Annotated in this window: 20 protein-coding genes; 13 read left to right on the forward strand and 7 right to left on the reverse strand. The window is 44.6% G+C overall.

Annotation, left to right across the window (positions count from 1 at the left end; genetic code table 11):
• Nucleotides 1-307 precede the first annotated feature (307 nt).
• Complete coding sequence (recA, locus tag QT987_RS16915; RefSeq protein ID WP_333241952.1) at nucleotides 308-1,444, reverse strand: recombinase RecA; 1,137 nt, start codon at nucleotides 1,442-1,444, stop codon at nucleotides 308-310.
• Between the two features lie 316 nt (nucleotides 1,445-1,760).
• On the opposite strand from recA, the gene QT987_RS16920 reads away from it, so the two are divergent.
• The 3 genes from QT987_RS16920 to QT987_RS16930 all read left to right on the forward strand — a co-directional run bounded on the left by QT987_RS16920 (nucleotide 1,761) and on the right by QT987_RS16930 (nucleotide 6,909).
• Nucleotides 1,761-3,377 (forward strand): glycosyltransferase family 39 protein, encoded by a 1,617-nt coding sequence (locus QT987_RS16920; RefSeq protein ID WP_333241954.1) that lies wholly within the window; start codon nucleotides 1,761-1,763, stop codon nucleotides 3,375-3,377.
• Nucleotides 3,378-3,834: 457 nt separating this feature from the next.
• Nucleotides 3,835-5,238, forward strand: a complete 1,404-nt coding sequence (locus QT987_RS16925) for an RNA-guided endonuclease InsQ/TnpB family protein (protein WP_445300356.1) — start codon at nucleotides 3,835-3,837, stop codon at nucleotides 5,236-5,238.
• A 147-nt stretch (nucleotides 5,239-5,385) separates the two neighbouring features.
• Nucleotides 5,386-6,909 carry a peptide ligase PGM1-related protein gene (locus tag QT987_RS16930; protein ID WP_333241958.1) on the forward strand — a complete coding sequence of 508 codons (1,524 nt, stop codon included), beginning with the start codon at nucleotides 5,386-5,388 and terminating at the stop codon, nucleotides 6,907-6,909.
• A gap of 104 nt (nucleotides 6,910-7,013) precedes the next feature.
• Here the strand turns inward: QT987_RS16930 and lepB are convergent, their stop codons facing one another.
• The gene (lepB, locus tag QT987_RS16935) at nucleotides 7,014-7,625 is read right to left on the reverse strand and encodes a signal peptidase I (RefSeq protein ID WP_333241960.1); all 612 of its coding nucleotides are present in this window, start codon (nucleotides 7,623-7,625) and stop codon (nucleotides 7,014-7,016) included.
• A gap of 89 nt (nucleotides 7,626-7,714) precedes the next feature.
• Between lepB and QT987_RS16940 the strand changes: the two genes are divergently transcribed.
• The 4 genes from QT987_RS16940 (at nucleotide 7,715) to QT987_RS16955 (ending at nucleotide 10,173) form a co-directional block, all read left to right on the forward strand.
• Nucleotides 7,715-9,037 (forward strand): dihydroorotase, encoded by a 1,323-nt coding sequence (locus tag QT987_RS16940; RefSeq protein ID WP_333241962.1) that lies wholly within the window; start codon nucleotides 7,715-7,717, stop codon nucleotides 9,035-9,037.
• A gap of 61 nt (nucleotides 9,038-9,098) precedes the next feature.
• Nucleotides 9,099-9,425 (forward strand): DUF433 domain-containing protein, encoded by a 327-nt coding sequence (locus QT987_RS16945; RefSeq protein WP_333241964.1) that lies wholly within the window; start codon nucleotides 9,099-9,101, stop codon nucleotides 9,423-9,425.
• A gap of 70 nt (nucleotides 9,426-9,495) precedes the next feature.
• Nucleotides 9,496-9,837: a DUF433 domain-containing protein gene (locus QT987_RS16950; protein ID WP_333241966.1), complete on the forward strand. Its 342-nt coding sequence runs from the start codon at nucleotides 9,496-9,498 to the stop codon at nucleotides 9,835-9,837.
• 3 nt (nucleotides 9,838-9,840) lie between these two features.
• Complete coding sequence (locus QT987_RS16955) at nucleotides 9,841-10,173, forward strand: DUF5615 family PIN-like protein (RefSeq protein WP_333241969.1); 333 nt, start codon at nucleotides 9,841-9,843, stop codon at nucleotides 10,171-10,173.
• Nucleotides 10,174-10,322: 149 nt separating this feature from the next.
• Here QT987_RS16955 and tsaE read toward each other — a convergent pair whose 3' ends face one another.
• Nucleotides 10,323-10,772 (reverse strand): tRNA (adenosine(37)-N6)-threonylcarbamoyltransferase complex ATPase subunit type 1 TsaE, encoded by a 450-nt coding sequence (gene tsaE, locus QT987_RS16960; protein ID WP_445299709.1) that lies wholly within the window; start codon nucleotides 10,770-10,772, stop codon nucleotides 10,323-10,325.
• Nucleotides 10,773-10,929: 157 nt separating this feature from the next.
• On the reverse strand, nucleotides 10,930-12,330 hold the full coding sequence (locus QT987_RS16965) for a gluconeogenesis factor YvcK family protein (RefSeq protein WP_333241973.1): 1,401 nt from the start codon (nucleotides 12,328-12,330) through the stop codon (nucleotides 10,930-10,932).
• A 164-nt stretch (nucleotides 12,331-12,494) separates the two neighbouring features.
• Between QT987_RS16965 and QT987_RS16970 the strand changes: the two genes are divergently transcribed.
• The 6 genes from QT987_RS16970 to QT987_RS16995 all read left to right on the forward strand — a co-directional run bounded on the left by QT987_RS16970 (nucleotide 12,495) and on the right by QT987_RS16995 (nucleotide 18,912).
• Entirely contained in the window at nucleotides 12,495-13,277 is a 783-nt protein-coding gene (locus QT987_RS16970; protein ID WP_333230896.1) for an ATP-binding cassette domain-containing protein, read from the forward strand.
• A 93-nt stretch (nucleotides 13,278-13,370) separates the two neighbouring features.
• The gene (locus QT987_RS16975; RefSeq protein ID WP_333241975.1) at nucleotides 13,371-14,861 is read left to right on the forward strand and encodes an MlaD family protein; all 1,491 of its coding nucleotides are present in this window, start codon (nucleotides 13,371-13,373) and stop codon (nucleotides 14,859-14,861) included.
• A gap of 178 nt (nucleotides 14,862-15,039) precedes the next feature.
• On the forward strand, nucleotides 15,040-15,795 hold the full coding sequence (locus QT987_RS16980) for a Uma2 family endonuclease (protein WP_333241978.1): 756 nt from the start codon (nucleotides 15,040-15,042) through the stop codon (nucleotides 15,793-15,795).
• Nucleotides 15,796-15,865: 70 nt separating this feature from the next.
• Entirely contained in the window at nucleotides 15,866-16,597 is a 732-nt protein-coding gene (locus QT987_RS16985) for a Uma2 family endonuclease (RefSeq protein WP_333241981.1), read from the forward strand.
• A 213-nt stretch (nucleotides 16,598-16,810) separates the two neighbouring features.
• Nucleotides 16,811-17,203 carry a tetratricopeptide repeat protein gene (locus QT987_RS16990; protein ID WP_333241984.1) on the forward strand — a complete coding sequence of 131 codons (393 nt, stop codon included), beginning with the start codon at nucleotides 16,811-16,813 and terminating at the stop codon, nucleotides 17,201-17,203.
• Nucleotides 17,204-17,268: 65 nt separating this feature from the next.
• Entirely contained in the window at nucleotides 17,269-18,912 is a 1,644-nt protein-coding gene (locus QT987_RS16995; RefSeq protein WP_333241985.1) for a glycosyltransferase family 2 protein, read from the forward strand.
• On the opposite strand, the gene QT987_RS17000 is transcribed toward QT987_RS16995, so the two are convergent.
• The 3 genes from QT987_RS17000 to QT987_RS17010 form a co-directional block, all read right to left on the reverse strand.
• A complete protein-coding gene (locus tag QT987_RS17000; RefSeq protein WP_333241987.1) occupies nucleotides 18,896-20,404 on the reverse strand; it encodes an FkbM family methyltransferase in 1,509 nt (502 codons plus the stop codon). The genes QT987_RS16995 and QT987_RS17000 overlap by 17 nt on opposite strands.
• Entirely contained in the window at nucleotides 20,323-22,569 is a 2,247-nt protein-coding gene (locus tag QT987_RS17005) for an O-linked N-acetylglucosamine transferase family protein (protein WP_333241989.1), read from the reverse strand. The genes QT987_RS17000 and QT987_RS17005 overlap by 82 nt, the downstream gene beginning before the upstream one ends.
• Nucleotides 22,570-22,769: 200 nt before the next feature.
• Nucleotides 22,770-23,312, reverse strand: a complete 543-nt coding sequence (locus QT987_RS17010; protein ID WP_333210424.1) for a type IV pilin-like G/H family protein — start codon at nucleotides 23,310-23,312, stop codon at nucleotides 22,770-22,772.
• Between the last annotated feature and the right edge of the window lie 35 nt (nucleotides 23,313-23,347).

The raw sequence follows: 23,347 nt of genomic DNA on the forward strand, positions 1-23,347 counted from the left end.
GAGCGGACTCGATCCGCTCGCGCTCGACTATTATAATTTACTTGGGGACAATTAATCCACCCTGCTTACTAAGGGGGGTTAGGGGGGATCGGATTCTATGCAACCTCATAAAAAATTGGTATTACTGGTTTACTGGTTGACTGGCTGTGCCTCTTAACCCATTTAAGCGACAAGCGAGCCGAAGCCGAGCGAAAATTAAATTCGAGGCTCGCTTGTCGCTGTTGAGCGTTACTTTCGTTCTTTGCGAAAGTAACGAGTAAAACGAGTAAACAAGCAGTAAACGAGTAACAATTGAGGACTAAAAAACTTAGATTTCTTCGTCCAAAACTTCTACATCATCTACATCATCTACATCATCTACATCATCTACATCATCTACATCATCTACCTCAATAGGAGCGACAGAATTAGCAGAAACCAGAGCACCAGTCTCAAGTTTCTTTTTAACTAGCTCCTCAATTTCATTTTTGAAATCGATGTTTTTCTCCATGTGCTGGATCACTTTGTCTCGTCCTTGAGCTATGTTCTCTCCGTTGTAGCTATACCAAGAACCTTTTTTCAGAATTACTCCCATTTCGTCGGCCAAGTCAGTCAGACAGCCTAAAGTAGAAATGCCTTTGCCAAATACAATGTCAAATTCGGCAATACGGAAAGGCGGAGCAACTTTATTTTTAGCAACTTTAACTTTCGTGCGGTTGCCGTATTCTTCTGTACCTTTTTTCAAGCTTTGAATGCGGCGAATGTCAAGCCGGACGCTGGCGTAGAACTTGAGTGCGTTACCGCCGGTTGTTGTTTCCGGGTTGCCATAAGTTATGCCGATTTTCTGCCGCAATTGGTTGAGGAAAATGACGGTACAGCCAGATTTGCCGATGTTGCCGGTGATTTTCCGCAAAGCTTGGCTCATCAAGCGCGCTTGCAAACCCATGTGGGAGTCGCCCATGTCGCCTTCGATTTCGGCGCGGGGGACTAGGGCGGCTACGGAGTCAATTACTACGATATCGACGGCGACGGAACGGACGAGTTGATCGACTATTTCTAGGGCCATTTCGCCGGTATCCGGCTGGGAAACTAAGAGATTTTCAATATCCACGCCTAAAGCTGAGGCGTAGGTGGGATCGAGGGCGTGTTCGGCATCGACGAAGGCTGCGATACCGCCGGATTTTTGGACTTCGGCGATCGCGTGGAGGGCTAGAGTGGTTTTACCGGAACTTTCCGGGCCGTAAATTTCAATAACTCGACCTTTTGGCAAACCGCCGCCCAAAGCAATGTCCAGTGTCAGGGCTCCGGTGGGAATGGTTTCTACCCTCATGCGAGTGGAGTCTCCCAATCTGACGATCGCCCCTTTGCCAAAGCTGCGCTCGATTTGGGAAAGTACGGAAGTTAGAGCTTTTTGCTTTTCTGAGTTTTCAGTGGAAGTTTTTATAGACGCTTCTTTTTTTGGCATTTGCGGTACGCGGGTAGACCCCTTGCGGAGCTTGTTGATTAACTGTACAACACGTATGTTAGCAGTTATTTTTGGGGTCTGGAGGTTCTGGGAGCATTTGGTTGAAGATTGTTGATTTTGGGGTGGTTCAGCCTGCTCCCGCCTTCAGAATGCCCAAGATGTAGAAGATATTTAACTGGTTCCCAGGCTCTGTCTGGGAACCGATGTAAGCGAGGCTCTGCCTCGAAAAGCTTACATTAAAATTGGAGGCAGAGCCTCCGGATCTGTGTTACCAGGCTCTTCCTGGTAACAAGTAATCGCCACAATTAGGACAAGCATGGGATCTACAACACATCAAGACACATCTGTTAATACCAAAAATTCCGGCTGGTTGATTAACTTATTGGCGATCGGCATTTTACTAGGTATCGGATTTCGGTTTTTTGAGATCGATCGCAAACTGTACTGGCACGACGAAGCTTACACATCAATCCGCGCCGCTGGTTTCACCCGCCAAGAAATCGACAACGAACTATTCCAAAACCGGATTATTCCCGCACCAGAATTGCAAAAATATCAGCGGATTAAACCGGGAAGTACAGAAGCAGACACAATTCGTTCTTTAGCACTAGAAGACCCGCAGCATCCGCCTTTATACTTTCTCATGGCTCGTTGGTGGATGCAGGAATTTGGCAGTTCTCTAACAGCATCGCGCAGTTTGCCAGCAATATTGAGTTTGCTGTCGCTGCCTTTGATGTACGCTTTAGCTCAGGAACTTTTCGCCTCGAATTTGGCGGCGTTATTAGCAACAGCACTTTTGGCTTTATCACCCTTTGACATATTGTTTGCTCAGACAGCAAGGCAGTACAGTTTGCTAACAGCCATAGTTATTGGCAGCAGTTGGCTGCTGCTGAGAGCAGTGCGGTTGCGGGGTTGGAAAAATTGGGTATTTTACTCGCTGGCGATCGCCCTTGGTTTCTACACTCACCCTTTCTTCAGTTTAACACTCATCGGACACGGAGTTTTTATAATTTCTTACTGGTTGTTTGTCAAAAAAACAAAATTGCGAGGTCATGTAACTAATTCCCAATTCTTTTTAGCAGTAACAGCAGCTTTAATATTGTATATTCCGTGGATTTACGTGCTGGCAACCAACCTGGGACGAGCATCAGCTACGACAGATTGGACGCGAGTATCTCCGGGTTGGCTGTATCTTGTCAAATTGTGGATACTCAGCTTTACAGCCTTATTTTTTGACTTCGACTTCGGGTTTGATAATAGTTGGACTTATCTGCTGAGATTGCCATTTTTGCTGTTAATTGTGGCAGCCCTTTACACAATTTGCCGCCGCACTAGCAGTTCAACTTGGCTATTTATTGTAACATCAATTTTTGTACCTTTTTTGATACTGGCATTACCGGATCTAATCCTAGGTGGCAAACGTTCCGCCGTCAGCCGCTATCTGATTTCCTGCTTTCCGGGAGTGCAGCTAGCAGTTGCTTACTTGCTCGCCAGTAACGTGAAAACTCAGCAGCGGTTTTGGCAAGTCATTTTAGCCCTGGTTTTTACAGCAAGTATAGCATCCTGTACGGTCAGCGCTTTTTCTGATACTTGGTGGAGCAAAGACTTGAGCTATTTTAATGCTGAAGTTGCGAAAATTATTAACAAAGAGGCGATAGCTAATCGATCGATTAAAGATACAATTGTAATTAGCGATCGCGGCAACGATTTTACGAACATGGGAGATTTGCTGTCTCTGAGTTATTTACTCGACAAAGACGTGCGGCTGATGCTGATGAGCCAGTCGCCAGAAATCGAGATGCTGAACAAATATTCGGCTCCCCTGGTGTTCCGCCCTTCGGAAAAATTGATCTCGGCACTCAAGCAAAATCAACGGCGGTTAGAGCCGATATTGGAATATGCCAGACTTTTTCGAGCGCGGCGAGCTTCTTAAAGCAGATTGACAGAAATGGACGATCGTCCCCGACACTCCCCGGTAGGGTACGTCAGTGGATTTTAGATTTTAGATTTTAGATTTTAGATTTTAGATTTATTCCACAGATGAATCTGGGAGATTAAACTTTGGTCTAAAATTTTTGGATATTCACGATAGGAGTACGTGGAATGGTATCGGTTTTTGGGCGGGGGCTGAAAAAACTGTTTGAATTGCCTCAAATATTTCGACTGACGCACCTTAAATCACTATTTGGGCATTTTTGTCAATCTTCCCAGTAAGGTGCGTCCGAAAAAAACTGTGTGAGTTGTCTCAGGTATTTGGGCGGACGCATTTGACATAATCAGCAATAATTATCAGAGAAATGGGTCTAAAACCCCGTCACTTCGGCTACGCTCAGTGCATCGCCTTATAGGACGGCTTTGTAAGTAGAAGTATAAACATTAAACCATCTTTGGTGAAGAAATATAAAAAATACAAGCACGCAAGCCTTTCACTATATACTAACAGTAGCTCAAAAAAGAAGGAGTTAAACTTGTTAACAAACTATGTATACAAGTTGCGGCCCAATCAAACACAAGACTTAAAAATGTCCAATTGGGTGGATATGTTGCGAAGTCACTTCAACTGGTGTCTTAATGACAGAATCACTCAATATAGTCAACAGTTCATTCAAGGTAACTATTGCGACATTAGAACGCAAAGTGAAGCCTGTCCATTGACCAGTTGTGTCAGTAAAAACGGTGCCACGGGAGAACCTTGGAAAACAGGAAAAACAGACAAAGAGGGGAAGATCAAAAACCCCCGACGCAACCCAGGCGACATTCAAATCACCGCGTTGCCCGAATTAAAAGCAGCTAGACCCTGGTTTGCCGGGATAGATTCGACAGTTCTACAACAAAACGTCAAACGACTGGACACTGCCTATAAAAATTTTTTCGAGGGACGTGGCTTTCCTAAGTTCAAAAACCGCAGTAACTTTACTTCTTTTACTTTCGTGATGGGGGTAAAAATACAAGGCAGTAAAATCTACTTACCCAAGTTAGGCTGGATGCGTTTTTATAACTCGCGCCCAATTCCCAACGGCTTTACCATTAAAGCGTGTACAGTAAGAAAGCGACAAAATGGCTGGTACATATCCGTCCGCATTGAAAACAAGTCTGTCCCCGATTACACGACAAAATCTCTTAAGGATGTCGTCAAAGTAATTGGCTGCGATCTGGGACTTACAAAATTAGTCCATCTCTCAGATGGAACTCAAATTGAAAATCCCAAGTTTTCAACCACAAAAAAAGCTAAGCGCACTCTAAAAATTAGGCAGAGGCGGGTTAGCCGAAAAACAAAGGGTAGTAAAAACCGCAAGAAAGCAGCTAAAAAACTAGGACTTTTCCACCAGAAGATTAGCGATAAGCGTCAAGCTTACCACTGGAAGGTTGCCAATAAAATAGTTTTCCGTAACGTTGACGCGATTGCTCTGGAGGACTTGAATATTTTGGGAATGATGCGTCGATGTCGAGTGAAGGTTGACGAAAAAACAGGTAGATTCCTCAAAAATGGGCAATCAAGAAAGAAAGGTTTAAACCGTTCTATCTCTGACGCAGGTTGGGCCGAATTAATTTTGAAGATCGAGTATCTGGCTGCAAAGCAAGGAAAAGTCGTAATCAAAATTAATCCCAAATACTCCAGCCAAGAATGTCGGAACTGCGGTCATATCGACAAGTCTAATCGAGATGGCGAAAAGTTCATTTGCGCTGAATGCGGATATCACGAGCATGCCGATATCGGTGCAGCAAAAACTATTCGTGATCGGGCTTTGAAATTGGTACGTGGGGACTCCGCGAAACCGGGCGTTCGCGCCTAAACGCCCAGAAGATATCCTCACGCTCATTTGAGCAAATGTGAGGAGTCTGGGAACCCTAGAAATAGGGAAATTGAGGTAGAAATCCCTCAAGAATCCTCGCGCCTTCAGGTCGAGTGAGTGTCAATTGAATACTTAGGATAAAAAGCAATGCAAGAGTTAAATAATTCATCTTCCGAATCCGCGCAGAAGTTTCGCAATCTTCAGACAGAATTACGCGAACGTTGGCGAGCTATCGAAGAATTCGACAGCGGAGATTGTGACATTATTATCATTCCTTCTGTCAGCTTAGATCAGCAAGAAATGCAGAAAGTTGAGGGTGCTTACCATTACGAAGAGCGGCATTTATTTTCATTGATTCGCCTGCGAAATCCCCGCACGCGCTTAATTTACATTACCTCGGAGCCCTTGCACCCGATGATTGTGGATTATTACCTGCAATTGCTGCCGGGAATTCCATTTTCTCACGCGCGCGATCGGCTTTTGCTGTTCAGTGCTTACGATGCTTCTGCCAAATCCCTCACCCAGAAAATTTTAGAGCGCCCCCGCTTGATGGAGCGCATTCGTCAAGCAGTACGGCCGAAAAAATCTTATATGGTTTGTTATAACTCGACGCCCTTAGAACGGGAGTTATCTGTTCAATTGGGGATTCCTTTGTGGGCAAGCGATCCCGATCTGTTATACTGGGGAACAAAAAGCGGCAGCAGGCAAATTTTTAAAGAATGTGGCGTGCCTTATCCTGACGGTTCCGAGTTGGTTTGGAATGCGGAAGATTTAGCAGAAGCTGCGGCCGATTTGTGGGAACGGCAGCCGGATTTGCAGCGGATGGTAATTAAGTTAAATGAAGGTTTTTCGGGGGAAGGAAATGCAATTCTAGATTTGCGTTCCCTGGCAAGTAAAGCGCCTCAAGAAAGAGCGAAGGCAATTGGCGATGGCTTCCATAATTTACGCTTTCAATCCACAGGCGAAACCTGGGAAAATTTTAGCAGCCGCATTCCCGAATTAGGGGCAATTGCCGAAGCATTTATCGAAGGAGAAGAAAAGTTCTCGCCCAGTGTTCAAGGCAGAATTATTCCCAGCGGCGAAGTAGAAATCCTCTCCACTCATGACCAGATTTTAGGAGGCCCAGACGGTCAAATTTTCTTGGGTTGCCAATTTCCGGCGGACGAATCTTATCGGATAGCGTTGCAGGAATTGGGATGGAAAGTTGGGAAAAATTTAGCCGAAAAAGGTGCTTTAGAGAGATTTGGAGTAGATTTTCTCGCGGTGCGGCAATCAGACGGGAAATGGGATATTCAAGCAATAGAAATTAACTTACGAAAAGGAGGCACAACTCATCCGTTTATGGCTTTGAAGCTGTTAACAAACGGTCGGTACGAGCGTACTACCGGATTATTTTACAGCCTGCAGGGCCGTCCAAAATATTATGTCGCTTCGGACAATTTGAAAAAAGAGCGCTATCGGGGATTGTTACCGAACGATTTGATGGATATTATTGCTGACAATCAACTGCACTTTGACAGCGGTACAGAGACGGGGAGTGTGTTTCATTTAATGGGTTGTTTGTCGGAGTTTGGCAAATTGGGAGTGACGAGTATTGGCAATTCGCACCAAGAAGCTGAGGACATGTATAACAAAGTTGTGAAAGTTCTCGATCGCGAAACCTCATACTAAATCTCATTTAACCATTAATTATTTGGTCGCGGAAAATGGCTAATAAGTAATTGGTACTTTAAACTGATAACCGCAGATTTTAATCTGCGGGTTGCGGGTTGTAGCTAATTTTTAGCGGGATAAAGGGGCGTGGGGTCGATCGAACCTGTGCGGTTGAGTGGCCAAAAACGCACAATTGCCCTACCAATGATATTTTGCTTGGGTACAAAGCCCCAATAATGGCTGTCACAGCTTGCGTTTCGGTTGTCGCCGAGCACCAAGTAAGAATTTGGAGCTACAACTACAGGCCCGTAGGGATACTGCGGAATTTCTTCAATATATTTTTCCTGTAGCGGCTGCTTGTTAATAAAAACTTTTCCCTCTCTGACTTCCACAGTGTCCCCTGGAAGTCCGATCACTCGCTTGATATAGGCATCTTTGATCGGTGGCGGCTGTCCCGTGCACAAACTAGCCTGGTCAGGAGGCATAAATACGATAATATCTCCTCGCTGGGGCTCTTGGAATCGATAGCTTACCTTATCTATAATTAATCGATCGTTAATTTGTAGGGTTGGGAGCATCGAGCCGGTGGGAATGTAGCGAGCTTCGGCAACCAGGGTGCGGATACCAAAGGCCAAAAATGCTGCTAAGCCGATCGTCTTAATTCCTTCGATCCAAGGATTTTCGGTGTCTTGCGGAGGTTTTTCTTCGTCGGCTGACTTGTCTAGACGAGTCATAGGGTATTGTAGTGACTGAGCTGGATACGAATTATAAACTTAATAATGCTTCCATGCTAGCACGCTGTTTACTGAATTAAGGATATCTTATGACTACCCAATCAAGTTTGTTAATCCGTCGCGCTCGCATTCTTTTGCCCAATGGTGAGTTTTTGGTAGGAGATGTACAAATATGCGATGGCAAAATTGTCCAAGTTGCTGCGGAAATTGTCGAATCTGGCGATCGAGAAATAGATGCGAAAGGCTTAACTCTGTTACCCGGAGTAATTGATCCCCAGGTACACTTCCGCGAACCGGGTTTAGAACACAAGGAAGACTTATTTACCGCTAGCTGTGCTTGCGCTAAAGGCGGCGTGACATCGTTTTTGGAAATGCCGAATACGCGACCTCTGACCACAACCCAAGCTGCCTTAGATGACAAACTGCGCCGCGCTTCCGAGAAGTGTTTGGTGAACTACGGCTTTTTTATTGGTGCAACGCCTGAGAATTTGCCGGATTTGTTGAATGCGAATCCGACTCCGGGAATTAAGGTGTTTATGGGTTCGATGCACGGGCAGTTGTTGGTGGATGGAGAAGCAACTTTAGAGGCGATTTTTGCTAAGGGCGATCGACTAATTGCGGTACACGCAGAAGACCAAGCTAGAATCAATCAGCGTCGTCAGGAATTTGCCGGGATTTCCGATGTGGCAGTGCACTCGCAAATTCAAGACAATCAAGCAGCTTTATTAGCAACTCAACTAGCAGTAAAACTTTCTAATAAATATCAGCGCCGACTGCACATTCTGCACCTTTCAACGGGGGATGAAGCTGAGTTTTTGCGCCAGGAAAAACCGAGTTGGGTGACAGCAGAAGTGACGCCGCAGCATTTGTTGTTAAATACCAGCGCCTATCAAAAAATTGGCAGTTTAGCTCAGATGAATCCGCCTTTGCGCGAACCCCGCGATAACGAAATACTTTGGCAAGCTTTACTCGACGGCGTAATTGATTTTATCGCCACCGACCATGCGCCGCACACATTAGCAGAAAAAGCTCAAGAATATCCAAATACGCCGTCGGGAATGCCGGGAGTCGAAACTTCTTTGCCTTTGATGCTGACGCAAGCAGTAGAGGGAAAATGTACAGTTGCTCAAGTTGCTAATTGGATGTCGGCTGCAGTTGCTAAGGCTTATAAGATTCCGAACAAAGGGGCGATTGCTCCGGGTTTTGACGCCGATTTAGTCTTAGTTGATTTGGAGAACTACCGCCCGGTGGTCGGCGCAGAGATGGCGAGCAAGTGCGGCTGGAGTTCCTTTGAAGGTTGGAGTTTGACGGGATGGCCAGTTGTGACTGTTGTTGGAGGAAAAGTTGTTTTTGAAAATGGTAAATTGGATACAAATGTGAGGGGAGAAGCCTTGACATTTGACGCTGAATAAGCATGATTTTAGGTCAAGTGTTATAATTGGGTATTCCTGCATCGCAAAGGCGATTTTACCCATGCTCCTCCAAGAACTAGAAACACAACTCCTGGCCTTAACTCCTACTGAGAAAGCTGAAGCCATCCGGCTTTTAACCCAAAGTTTAAACAATAGCTGGCCAGGAATTACCAAAACTCCCGACGTGTGTGGCGGCGATGCTTGCATTGCCAAAACTCGCATCCCAGTTTGGCTGCTTGAAAGTTTTCGCCGTGAAGGTTCAAGCGATGCTGAACTTCTACAATTTTATCCCCATCTCCGTGCGGCAGATCTAGTCAATGTTTGGACTTATGCTGATGCAGATATGGAGGAAATCGAAGAAGCAATCTGCAAGAATGAGGAAGCCTGAATTATGCTGAAATGAAAAAAAAATTGTTAAAATAACTGTATATTCTCCTATTGCCAAGGCAATATTAACCATGCTCCTCAAAGAACTAGAAACACAACTTCTGGCCTTAACTCCCACCGATAAAGCTGAAGTCCTACGGCTCATAACTCAAAGTTTAAACAATAGCTGGCCGGGAATTACCAAAACTCCCGACGTATGCGGTGGCGATGCTTGTATAGCCAAAACTAGACTTCCAGTTTGGCTGTTCGTGAGTTTGCGCCGTCAAGGTTCAAGTGATGCTGAACTTCTACAATTTTATCCCCAGTTGAATGCTGCAAACTTAGTAAATGTCTGGACTTATGCTGAGGCTAACTCCGAAGAAATTGAAACAGCACTCCGAGAAGAAGCAGCAGCAATGATGCAGGAAGTATAATTTATGGCACGTCTGTATGCAGATGAACAGTTCCCGTTTCCTGTTGTGGCCTTGCTGCGAAATTTCGGTCACGATGCCCTGACTATTCAAGAGGCAGGAAATGCCGGAGATGATGACCCCGAAGTATTAGCCTTTGCTGTGAATAACGATCGGGCGGTTATGACGCAAAATCGTCGGCATTTCATTCGCTTGCACACTCAACAACCCAATCATGCTGGTATAATCGTGTGTACAGACGATAAAAATCTAGAAAGGTTGGCAACACGCATCAATGATGCTATTTCCGTTGAAGAAAGTTTGAGAGGCAAATTGATTCGTGTCAACCGTCCGCAATAAGTTCGCGCTGAGATGTTACACCATTCTCTCTTAACAGGCAAGATGCCTGTTCCACAAAGAGTGAATTTTCTTCTTGTGGAAGAGGCATCTTGCCTGTTCAGAAAAGGCTGAGTGAGAATGGTGCAACATTTAAATTCGATCGCCTTTTCTCAAATTTCCAATTGCCAATCCAATAAGTCGCCATTACCCATTACTTCAACTTGCCGGCCCTTATCTAGATAACTCAAAGAAATGTGCAAATAATTTTCGGGTTTGTACTGCAATCTTTCCGCCCATTCGATCGCCACAATTCCCAAATCCCTTTCTAACCCGTCCCAATAACTTTCTAAGTGCAAAGCCTCGGCTTCTTCGGGTTCCAGTCGATACAAATCTAGATGATACAGCGGAACTCGCCCTGTAAAATACTCGTTAATTAGCGTGAAAGTAGGACTTTCGATCGAGTCTGAGATTCCTAAACCTTCAGCGATGCCTTGAACCAAGGTAGTTTTACCAGCACCTAAATCTCCTTGTAATAAGATTACAGTGCCTGGGGGGAGCGATCGACCTAACGCAACACCAAACTTGCGCGTAGCCTCAGAATCTGGAAGAGAAAGTATCATATCAGTCATTAGTCATTTGTTATTTGTTATTGGTTATTTGTTATTTGTTATTTATTACTCGCTTGGGGCAGCTAATAACCAATAACATTAGTCTGCACCGTCAACAGTTAACAGTTAACAGTCAACAGTCAACAGTCAACAGTCAGCAGTCAGCAGCTTAAATGTTCTGGGCGCGGCCGTACCAACGCAGCAACATCCCCGCCAACCTTTGAGAATTGTGGCGAATTAAACCCGTATTTTGATCTTCATCCATGACATTGGCGATGACAACTCGCCGCCCCAATTGCGTTACGGCTTCTCGATCGAGTACAACCGGATAAGAATCCTCCTGAGAATAGCGGATCAAAGCCTTTGCAGAAGGGACTTTGCCTTGAACTACTACAGCATCGAACAGTGGCCGGCCGCAAGCGCGATCGATCGCCCGAATGTGGTCTGCAACACTGTATCCGTCAGTTTCCCCCGGCTGAGTCATAATATTGCAAACATAAATGCGCGGAACTTCGCTATTAGCGATCGCATCAGCAATTTCCGGCACCAACAAATTCGGAATAACACTCGTATAAAGACTCCCCGGCCCAATAATGATAAAATCCGCTTCCCGAAGTGCTTGGGCGACCTTGGGCAACGCCGGAGGATTAGCAGGAGTGCAGCCAATTTTGATGATTTTTCCGTTAGCTTTTGTAATGCTGGACTCCCCCTCAATCCTGCGGCCGTCCGCCAGTTCTGCCCACAAAGAAACGTCGCTCAGAGTAGCCGGCAGCACCTCTCCCCTCACTGCTAAAACTTTAGAACTCGCGGCGATCGCCTGTTCCAAATCTCCAGCAATATCACTCATCGCCGTCAAAAACAAATTCCCAAAACTGTGACCCACCAAACCGTCACCAGCCCGAAAGCGATATTGAAATAACTCAGTCAATAACTTTTCCTCATCTGCCAAAGCAGCCAAACAATTGCGAATGTCTCCCGGCGGCAATACCCCAATTTCCCGCCGCAGCCGCCCGGAAGACCCGCCATCATCCGCCACGGTGACAATAGCAGTGATTTTGGCGCTGTAATCCTTCAATCCCCTGAGCAAATTGGAAAGGCCCGTACCGCCCCCTATGGCCACAATTTTCGGGCCGCGGTGCAAGCGGCGGTGGTTGAGGAGTCGATCGACCAATTCCTCATTCCCTTCGGGCATCAGCACTTGGGTAATAGAGTTCAAACTGCGAGTTTGTCCCCACAGAATTAATAAAATCCCGCCAGCAATGATGATCGGGCCCGACACGTAATTAGGAATAACTTCCGCAATCCACGCCAAAAAATTTTTCAACAATTGCAATAAGAAGAAAATGGGAGTCATCCCAGTCCAAATCGCTAAACCCAAAGTGGCAAGTACCACGCCGCTGGCACTAATCAGCAGCCACCGTTTCACTAACAGTCCGGGGGCTAACCACTTAAACCACTGGTGAACTCGCCCGTTCCGCAAAGAAGGGGGGTAAGGATTTCTGGATTGGGCAAAAACCTGCTTGGCTTTAGCCAAGACGCGGAGGGCTTTAGGAAGTGAACTAATTGACATGGTTAATTAGTCTTAAGGGTATTGGAACAGCTCGATCTGACAAATTTACAATACAAGAGAGTTTTGATTCTGGCAGTCAATTTAAGTAATTAGTGATTAGTCATGAGTCATGAGTCATTAGGTAGACTGATGACTGATGACTGATAACTTATTGATAACATCCTATGGCTGAGCCACTAATCGAACTCAAGGGGGTAAGTAAGTCCTTCGGCCAGAACCCGATCCTCGATCGAGTGGATCTGAGGATTTATCGGGGAGAGGCCCTGGCAATTATTGGCCCTTCCGGGACGGGGAAATCTACGATTCTGCGGATAATTGCGGGTTTGTTGGCCCCGGATGCCGGTGAGGTTTTTGTTCAGGGACAGCGCAGAGTCGGATGGGTGGACGACGTGGCAGATCCGATCGGAATTGGGATGGTGTTTCAGCAAGCGGCTTTGTTTGATTCGCTGACGGTGGAGGAGAATGTCGGTTTTTTACTTTACCAGCATTCTAAGCTGCCGCGCCGCCGCATTCGGGAATTGGTGGAGGAAAAGTTGGAGATGGTGGGTTTGCCGCGAATTGGCGAACGCTATCCGGCGCAGTTGTCTGGGGGAATGAGGAAGCGGGTAAGTTTTGCCCGCGCGATCATGGCGAATCCTGATAATGACAGGGATAATCCAGAGGTTTTGCTGTACGACGAACCGACGGCGGGTTTAGATCCGATCGCTTCGACGGTAATTGAAGATTTAATCCGCGAGTTGCAGGCGGCCCAAGGTGTTTGCAGCACTTATGCGATCGTCACTCACCAAGACAGTACCATCCGCCGCACTGCCGATCGCATCGTGTTTCTCTATCGAGGCAAAGTGCAGTGGGAGGGAACTGTCAATGACATTGCATCGACAGATAATTTACTTATCCGACAATTTTTTAGCGGCAGTGTTACTGGGCCAATTCAAGCGCTTGGATAGTCAGCCAATTTTAGATTTTAGATTTTAGATTTTAGATTGAAATGACCGATGATGAATGACTAATAACCAATGACCAATGACTAAGGAGGTAATATGCGATCGCGAACTGTAAGAGAAGGTTCTGTCGGGTTCTTAATTTTAGTAGGAATCGGTTTATTTGGCGGCTTAGTGCTCTGGCTGCGGGGCGTGCAGGTAGGGAACCGCAGCTACAAATTCGCCGTAGAATTTGCCAGCGCCCAAGGAATGCAAATAGGTACGCCCATCAGGTATCGCGGGGTTGCAGTCGGTAAAATTACCGCCCTCCAACCGGGTTCCAACGGCGTAGACGTGACGCTGGAGATTGCCCCCGGTACTTTAGTGATTCCCAGGGATGTTACGATCGAAGCGAATAAATCGGGTTTAATTGGCGAATCGTCGATCGACATTACCCCCAACTCGATTTTGCCAGAATCGTTACTTACCGCCAATCCCGTTAGTGCCGACTGTCCCCCAGAGATTATCTGCCAAAATTCGCGCTTAAAAGGTCAAGCTGGAGTCACTATCGATGAACTAATTAAATCCACAGTCCGCCTAGCTAATTTCTACACTGACCCCGCGCTGTTCAACAATATTAAATCTCTGGCCGAGAATACAGCCAACACAGCTAAAGGTGCAGCTAAACTCACTCAAGATTTATCAAACTTAACTCAAACTGCCCAAGCCGAAATCAAAAACTTAAATCAATCTGTCAGGGGAGATATTGGGACATTGAATCAATCGGTGAAAACCGAAATAGCCAGTTTAAATCAATCATTAAAGGGAGAAGCCAGCAGTTTAAATCAATCATTAAAAGGAGAAGCAACCAGTTTAAATCAATCATTAAAAGCGGAAATATCAGGAGTAGCCGCTGATGTTTCTAAAGTCGCAGCTACGGCGGATACTTCCACAAAAGCCGTATCTGCATCTGTAATAAGTTCGGCTAATTCAGTAAGTCAAGCAGCCAATCAAGTTACATTAACAGCCAACCAACTCAATTCTTTAGTAACAACCAACCGCGCCAGTTTAGTCTCAACTCTGAATAACATCAATCAAAGCAGTCAGGAACTGCGGGTAGCTGTCAGTAGTTTGAGTCCGACAATTAATCGCATCAACCAAGGACAATTGCTGAACAATTTAGAAGTTTTATCAGCCAATGCTGCCCAAGCTTCTGGTAGTTTGCGAGATTTATCCAGCCAGGTAAACAATCCCGCCACTTTGCTATTATTGCAGCAAACTCTAGATTCTGCACGAGCTACATTTCAGAACGTGCAGAAAATTACTTCCGACGTGGATGATTTGACAGGAGATCCGGCTTTCCGCAACAACATTCGCAGGTTGTTTAACGGATTAGGAGGCTTATTGGGTTCGACAGAACAACTACGACACCAAGTTAAAGTGACTCAAACATTAGCTCCCCTTTCTGAGAAAGTAAATGCGAGTCCACCTGCCAGAAATCAATCAGGAGAGCCGGGATTTCCCAGCTTGCACAAACAGCAAAAATTGCCTGTTATACCTTCTAAAACTGCCAGGTCAGCAGAACCAGTTGAGCCAGAAAATATCCCTTAAAATAGGGTATCATTGAATAACTGCAATTGCACAATATTGGCGCTCTACTTTTGTTAGTAACCAGCGCAATACACACCCAGATTACACCTAGTTCATGAGGTGCGCCAGCACCCTGCATTAAAGTTATTGTCCAAATCCTATTAACAAAAAACTCGTTTTATCGAAACAAGGAAAACCAATGACACAAACATTATCGAAACCGGACGAAACCAAAACCCAGTATAATATAACTTGGGAAAAATTGCCAGATGACTTTAAATTACCCGACGATCCTGTGGAAAATATCGACCAACCACTTTTAGCCGCGGCCCTGCGCGAAGCCTTGGATCTGGCAGGATTTATCCTAGCTTCAATGCTAATAGCTTCCAATTTTGGACTCTGTGCCAAAGTTAACGACAAAACAGTAGTAAAAGCACCAGATTGGGTGTACGTTCCCTCGGTATTGCCACCAGAACCAGGAGAAGTTCGGCGTAGTTATGCGCCTAATGCTGAGGGAGAAGTACCTGCTGTAGTGATGGAATTTTTATCGGATACTGACGGTAGTGAATATTCAAATAAACCGACATATCCTTACGGAAAATGGCGGTTTTATGAGCGAATTTTGCAAGTGCCGATTTATGTAATTTTTGAACCTAAATCGGGAGTATTGGAAGTGTACAGACTCTCGAATTCGGGAGAATACGAATTGCAAGAACCGGATGCTAATCAGCGATTCTGGATAGAATCAATGGGTTTATTTCTGGGGGTTTGGGAAGGTGAAAAATCTCAGAGGACGGGTTATTGGTTGCGCTGGTGGGATGAGAATGGCAATTTGCTGCTGTGGGGTGCGGAACGGGTGGAACAGGAACGCCAGAGGGCCGAAGAGGAACGCCAGAAAGTCGATCGACTAATGGCATACTTGAGAAGCCAAGGTATCGATCCTGATGGCATTTGAATGTGTGGGAGGGCGATATATCTTAATAAAAAAGTTTACAATAGAGCTACAACTCATAGGAAGCACGACCATGACAGCAGTCGTACCCACCCTCAAATCATCTGAAATTGTCTACCCCAGTGCGGATGGAAAACCCGTGGCAGAAACCTACGACCACCTCTATGCAATTTTAAGCACTTTAGAAGTCCTAAAACAATACCTCGCCGGACAGCGCGCTACTGTTTTGGCCAACCAGTTTTTATATTACGCTGAAGGTTTCCCAAAATTGCGTACTGCACCAGATGTGATGGTAATTTATGATGTCGAACCGGGAGGTAGAGATAATTATAAAATATGGTTAGAAGGGCAAGTTCCGAAAATAGTTTTTGAGATTACGTCACCGAGTACGCAGTCGGAAGATAAAGTTACGAAAAAAGACCTGTACGAAAGTTTAGAGGTTCAGGAATATTGGTTGTTTGATCCCAAAGGACAATGGATACCGGAAAAATTGCGGGGATATCGACTGTGGGAAGATAGCTATCAATTAATTACTGATAGTCGCAGTGAAGTGTTGCAACTGCGTTTAGAAGTAGAGGGCAAACTCATCGGTTTTTATCGGGAAGATAATGGAGAAAAATTACTGCTTCCTGATGAATTAGCCTCAGCATTAGAAGCGGAACGCCAGCGCGCAGAAGCGGAACGCCAGCGCGCAGAAGCAGAAAGCCAGCGTGCAGAAGCGGAACGCCAGCGTGCTGCTGAACTCGAATCTTTGCTAGCGCGTTACCGAGATCAGTTTGGCGAATTGCCTGATGGTAACAGCTAAAAAATCAGCGGGCGATCGCGCTTCATCGATCTCGATCGCCCGCGTGTTATTGTCACCTAAATGTCATTGACAAATCTCAGGTTTTATGTAAAAGGCTAGAATTGGTCTCAAATTTTAAATGGCGAAGGGCGATCGTTTTGCGATCGAACTTGGGCATTCTAGAGATTAGGTGCTTTGCGAGTGCCTGGAAAACAGCGACACCAAGAGTTAGCAATGGAAAGCACACAGAAAAAATCTAGTGATAGTCGGGTTCATCGGAGCGATCGAATTAAGCAGATTTTTGCGTTAGTATCAATGGTTGGCTTTGGTGGTTCGGCAATTTTTGGTATGGTGAGTCTGTTCGGCAGCGGTTTGAGCAGCCAGCACCAGCAAAAATCTGCTCCGGTAGCAGTTTCTCAGGAATCTTTGCTGGGGGCCCAGGAACGGGGATATGAGACGGTTTTGCAGCGGGAACCGCAGAATCAGACGGCTCTGGAGGGATTGGCAAATGTGCGGTTGCAGATGAATAATCAGGTGGGGGCGATCGAGCCTTTGGAGAAGTTGGTGAAGCTAAATCCTCACAGAGCTGATTATAAGGCGCTGTTGGGGCAGGTGAAGGGGAAGTAGTAGGGCGATCGGTTAATTAAGAATTGGCGAAATCTCAATTTTATTATCTATCCTAGGTATCAATAATGTCATCAAACAATTTCTTTTCTATTATCATCCCTACACGCCAGAGACATGATACATTAAAACATTCGATTCAGAGTGTACTTAATCAAACTCATAAGGAGTTTGAACTGGTGGTTATGGACAATTTTAGTAGTGCAGAAACTGCCGAAGTTGTAGCTTCATTTAATGATGAGCGAATCAAGTATTATCGCGCACATGAAAGACTCTCCATGTCTGACAATTGGGAATTGGGGTTATCTCACGCTACAGGAGAATACATTACTGTTCTCGGAGATGATGATGCTTTAATGCCAGATTGCCTCGAAATTTGTTTAAATCTTCTCCAGGAATATGACGTGCAGACAGTGGCTTGGTCTCGGGGCACTGTATATTGGTGGCAGAGTGCGATCGTCCCTTGGCATAAGAATAAATTGTACGTTCAGTTGCAGGATCAGGTAGCTGTAAATTTTCAAGCAAGACAAAAATTAAAGCAGTTCTATAATTTTGAAGTTTCTTATGGTGAACTCCCCATGCTCTACAATGCTTTTATTCCTAGAGCCTTAATAGAAAAGATTAAATCTGTTCATGGTAAATATTTCATGTCATCTATTCCCGATGTGTATTCGGGTGTGATTAATGCCTATTATTTAGAAAATTACTTATATTCTTTTCGCCCTCTTTCAGTGGCGGGAAATTCTGGACATAGTACGGGAACTTCATCGTGCTACCCCAGCTTGGATGGAAAACCATTTAAAGATTTTTTAAACGATGCCAAAAAAGATACCAAGAAACTGCTGCACGATAGTTTAGTACCATCAATCAACCCATTTATGTGCATTGCTGACGTGCAAGTTAGTACCAAAGAGTTATTTTTCCCGGAGGATGAAGAAATTAAATTTGATATTTTAACTGTCGTAAGGGCTGGTGCTTCAAGTATCAATATGGATATTGGCGAGTACGACACTCGTTTGCAAGAAATTGAAGAATTGGCTAAAAAACATAAAATTCCCCCTTCGCAGTTTAATATTCCTGAAAGACAGACGCATCAGCCCCAAGCATATCAAGGTCCCATGTCGGACGGAAATGGCTCAATAGGTACCTGGGCGATTAATGGAGAGCAAGCGGGAATATCTAATGTGGCTCAAGCGGCGAGGCTGGTATGGGGAATGTTACCTGATTTAAGCTTTTTTCGGGTTAACTATCTGTCTAAAGAGTACAGAAGTGATCTCTACCAAAACCTGAACTTAAGAGAAATCAATTTAATCGTATTTCCAGACTGGAATCAGCCGGAACCCTCTTTAAATGAGGAGTTTGCCCAGGTAATAAGAGCGATAGCAACTCACCCAGACAAAGATAAGATGACTCTGCTGGTAGACAGTAGCCAAATTTCTGATGAAGATGCTAATCTTGCTTTATCTAGTGTGGTGATGAACCTGTTAATGGAAGAGGACTTAGATGTCTCCGACGGGCCTGAAATTTCTGTGATTGGACTGTTGAGCGAAATTCAGTGGGAAGCTGTGAAACCTCGCCTGCATGGTAGAATTGTGTTGCAGTCTGAAAATAAAGAGGCGATCGCCAGAGTACAAGCCCAACACATTCCCACTCGTGAGCTAGACAGCTTAATTATCAGCAACTCCCCTAATGAAATCAGTTCTCCTTCTTAAGGGTATCCTGCGGTGGGCTAGCTCCAAAAAGCCTAGTTCCCGCTTGCTCATATAATTCTCTAGAAAGTGGGTGCAAAAGATTGTATTCTAAAACATTTTTCACAACTAGCAGCAATAAGCCAGAATCTACCTCAGAGGATTGATCCGACTTCAGAAGCTTGATTACGCCCAAAGAATCGAGTTCAGCTTCTGTATAGATCCCCATCCGAATAGACAGGTTAATCAAATGCAATAGATTATTAATGTCTGTCGGATTGATTTCCCGTAGATGATGGCGGATTGTCCAAGTAATTCCATAGTCTCCGAATTTTCCCCGTCGCTCCGCTTCTGTTTGCAGGACTTGCATTAAATCCTTTGTCCACAGATCGACTTGTTCGCTATCTCCTCCCGTCATCCCCATCAGCCATGTCGCCTGAGCTTCTATCTCTTGTGCGTCTAATAGCAACGCCAACCCCAAATACCAATAGTGAAACCTATTATCGGGTTCAGCTTCAATAGCCTCTTCGTAGAGATGGGCAGCTCGGCTGTAATCTCCTTGAAGTAAGTTTTGATAAGCTTGATTCTGGATAGTTTCTGCTTGAGTCAATCCAGTTTTTTGTAAAAATTCAAAGGGCGTCAAATTTTCGATCTGTGCGATTAAGGTTTCTCGATACGCTTTCAAATGCGCCCTCAGTCTTTCTTCCTGCTCGTTTTCTGCCACATAACGGGATTCTTTTGTAAACTGACCTGATTCTTTGACAAAAACCATATCAACCTGAAATAAAGCTAAGTCTGAATAACGACAAGCAAGATTGACAAGATCATAGGCTACAAAACCTTGCTCTTTCATAAAGTTTATAACACTAGCCATCTTATCAAATCTAGCTGTTACATATAAATTAACTTCTACAATTACCAACTCTGTATTTTGAAGAGTTTGAGTTGCACCTGCTAGGACATCTAGTTCTCTACCATCTACATCAACTTTGATTAAATACGGCCCTTCTAACTGGCGAGTTTTACAAATTTCATCCAGAGTAACGGCCGGGATTGTCCTTAGCTCAAAATTTTCGGAGCTAGCTTCACCATCCTCTGAGATGTAAGAGTGGATAAAGTTGCTCACATTCACTTGAAGAGGCACAACTCCTGCCTCTGTGGAAGCAGCAGCAATTATATAGTCTGCTCTTTCAAGATGTTGACATATTTTTTTTAGATATGGTTCGTTCTCGGCTATGGGTTCGATCAGGAGATATCTGGATTTTGGAAAAGCATAATAAATCTCAAATGTACCTAATCCAGCACCTACGTCAATAACCGTTTCCGGATCAAAACCCAACTGCTTTGCATTCAATAATGACCCCAACATTGAACTTCTAGGAATGTGATTATTCGTCATAGTAATTTTTTCCTCTGTTATGCCTAGGGCAGCATTTAATGGCCAGCTTCTACGTAATTTCGCCACATCTGCTCGTATGCTTTCTCCATCTCTCGCGTAAATTGCTTGCCATTCCACAGTGGAGCCGTTTGTCGTGACTGCCGCAGTTTCCAGGATATATGCTGCCGCAGAGCCGCATCTTTCCCTAAACGAATTCCCCATTCTATATACTCTTCATCCGTCCAAGCAATGCCTTCGTTAATCCCAGCATTCATCATCATTGTGTAGCTGTTGCGAGCTGCAAACTGCTCTCCAACTTTTGTCACTAAAGGAACACCCATCCACAAAGTTTCTAGAGTGGTTGTAGCCCCATTATAGGGATAGGTATCCAAAACTACATCAGCGATACTAAGGTTGGCTCGGTGAACTTCTGACGAGACTACCTCTGGCACAAATCGTAATCGATTAAAATCTATACCCTCTTCTTGTGCTAAGTCATTAAAGAGTTTTTTAATAGACTCTTCCTCACCTGCTCCTTTTATTATGAAATAACTATTAGGGACTTCACTGATAATTTTCATCTGGAGCCGTGCTGTATCAGGATGCCGTTTGTAACCTATCTGAGCACTAAGGTATATGACCGCATCAGTAGGAATATCTAACTGCTCGCGTCGCAGTGTTGGTATCCCCACCTCAAAACCATCTACTGCTATGTAGGTTTGAGGTAAACGCCATATCTTTTCAGAATAATAATCCTGAGCTGATTCTGGTAAAACATAAGGATCGGCAATAAAATAATCAATTGTAGGTAGCCCTGATGCGTCCCATCCTAGCCATGTTATTTGCACAGGTGCAGGTTTAAGCGCTATCACTTCATAGCTAACATCTGAGGTGAGGCTGTCAAGATCAACTAGAATATCAATTTCATCTTGAGAAATTTGCTCAGCGATTTCAGTACCGACAATCCCGCACCTATATGCTTTAGACACTTGATTTACGTACCATTCTTGTAGCGGGTCCTCCATATTCCTATAATTAATTAAATAGGCATGCAGTTGAAAACGCTCCCGATCGTGATATTTGATTAGCCATCGAGCTAGCGACCCCACCGCGTGGGTCGCGAGGCAATGAGATAAATAACCGATCTTCAAAGGTTTGGTTAAACTACTAATATTTTTGCGATGAGTAAACTGGCGCTGCCTGTATAGTTCTATCTGCTTTTTAGCAGAGTTTTGAATATTGACTTGGCATATTTGAGCTAATTGGTTACTGATTTTTCTGTATTTTTTGGGTTCATCTCTAAAGTAAGGGAAAAAGAAGGGGGTAAGAAACAGGTTATGAGCTGTAATTAAGTCCAATGAAATTGGCTGTTCAGCTATCAAGGACTCTTGTAGAGATTGGAGGCGATTAACGACTGAGACAGCTTCTTCCCAATATCCACCGGCGCTCATTAACCCCCGAAGGACGAGATGCGTTGCATAGATTTTCACAGGCAAAGATTCTGCTAATGAATATAATATTTTAGCGGTCTTTATCCCTTCATTATATTGACCTGCATTCTGGTAAAAAACACTTAAAAGACAGATAATATCTAGATTGTTTGGATCTAAGCGTAAACACAATTCAGCAAAGTGTACTGCTTGCCTGGAGTTTTTCCACAAAGTTGCCAGTCCAAAAGCCGTTGGTATTACAGAGTTAATATATAGTTGGCAGTCACAGACATGAGTAAGGCAGGCTTCTGCCAATTCCAAGGATGATGGGTGCAAAGGATCGTATTCTAAAATGCTTTTTAACACCTGCATCAATACCTCGAAGTTTACTTCTCCAGATTCTTCTGATTTAAGAAGTTTAATCACTCCTAGAGAAGTCACTTCCTCAGCCGTAAAAGTCCCCAGCCTGACGGAAAGCTCAAGCAAGTATAACAGGTTGTTAATATTTGTGGGAGCAATCTCCCGGATGTGGTGCCGAATTGCCCAAGCAATCGAGTCCTCTTTCAAAGCCTCCCTGCGTTCTGCTTCTGTTTGCAGAACCATTATCAGCTGCTCAGTCCATTGCTCAATTTGTTCTTGCTCACCCTCTGCCATGCATAACAGCCAAGTAGCTTGAGCTTCTAGCTCTTGCTCCTGCAATAATAGCATTAGCCCCAAATTCCAGTAGTGAGACTTGGTATCTGGTTCCGTAGCAATTGCTTGCTCATATAGGTTGGCAGCCAGAGTGTACAGTCCTTCAGTTAAGTATTTATGTGCTTGTTCTTCCAAAGCTGCTAAATCTGTAGACGAGGTGTTTTCTAAAAATACCACCATAAGTAAGTCTCCTTTTTTATCCTTATTGTTATGATCTTGCCGCACTAAAAATTATGGCAAAGAACATACCTAAACAAAATAACTATTTAGTGATAATTTGGCTACAAGAGTGGGTAGCGTTCAGAACACTACCCATTGTGTTGCATCAACTTTTGATGAGGCTTGCAGGAACAATTCTAGCTTTAAAGGCTAGATCAAGCCTACTTAGAAACTTCCGTCCATGCGGGACCTGTACAACCCACACTGGCAGCGGCAACCGTTGCATAGCCCGTTACAGCTCCTGCGCCGGCAGCAGTTCTTTCGCACAATACCGCCGCAGTGGTTCTTTCAGTTGCTCCTGCAGGCTGAATTAAAGCTACTTTTCCTGCGTATGCTTTGAGCGCTTCCCCTATGGGTTGTGCGACATTTCCCACCTCAGTAGCATTTGTAGCAGGTGCTATGGGATCGAGCGCGTAGTTATAGTTTTGAGTCTGCGTTTTTATGCCAAGATTCAACTCGCCAACAGATGTGGCAAATCTACCACTTTCTGCGAAGGTAGCTTGTTGAGACCTGTTCATGGAACCGATATACTGCTTAGCTTCTGACTGCTTAGCTTTGTTGGCTTGGTTCAAGAAGGAGGGTAAGGCAATGGCCGACAAAATTCCGATGATGATGATAACCACCAGCAGTTCAATTAAGGTGAAACCCTTATCCCGCTTCTGATTGAGGTGTTGTAGAAATTTCGCTTTCAATTCAGTTTTCATGTTTTATTTCTCCAAATCGCGTGAGATGCTTGATT

Origin of the sequence: Microcoleus sp. SVA1B4, assembly GCF_036700545.1 — a bacterium.
Lineage (GTDB): Bacteria > Cyanobacteriota > Cyanobacteriia > Cyanobacteriales > Microcoleaceae > Microcoleus.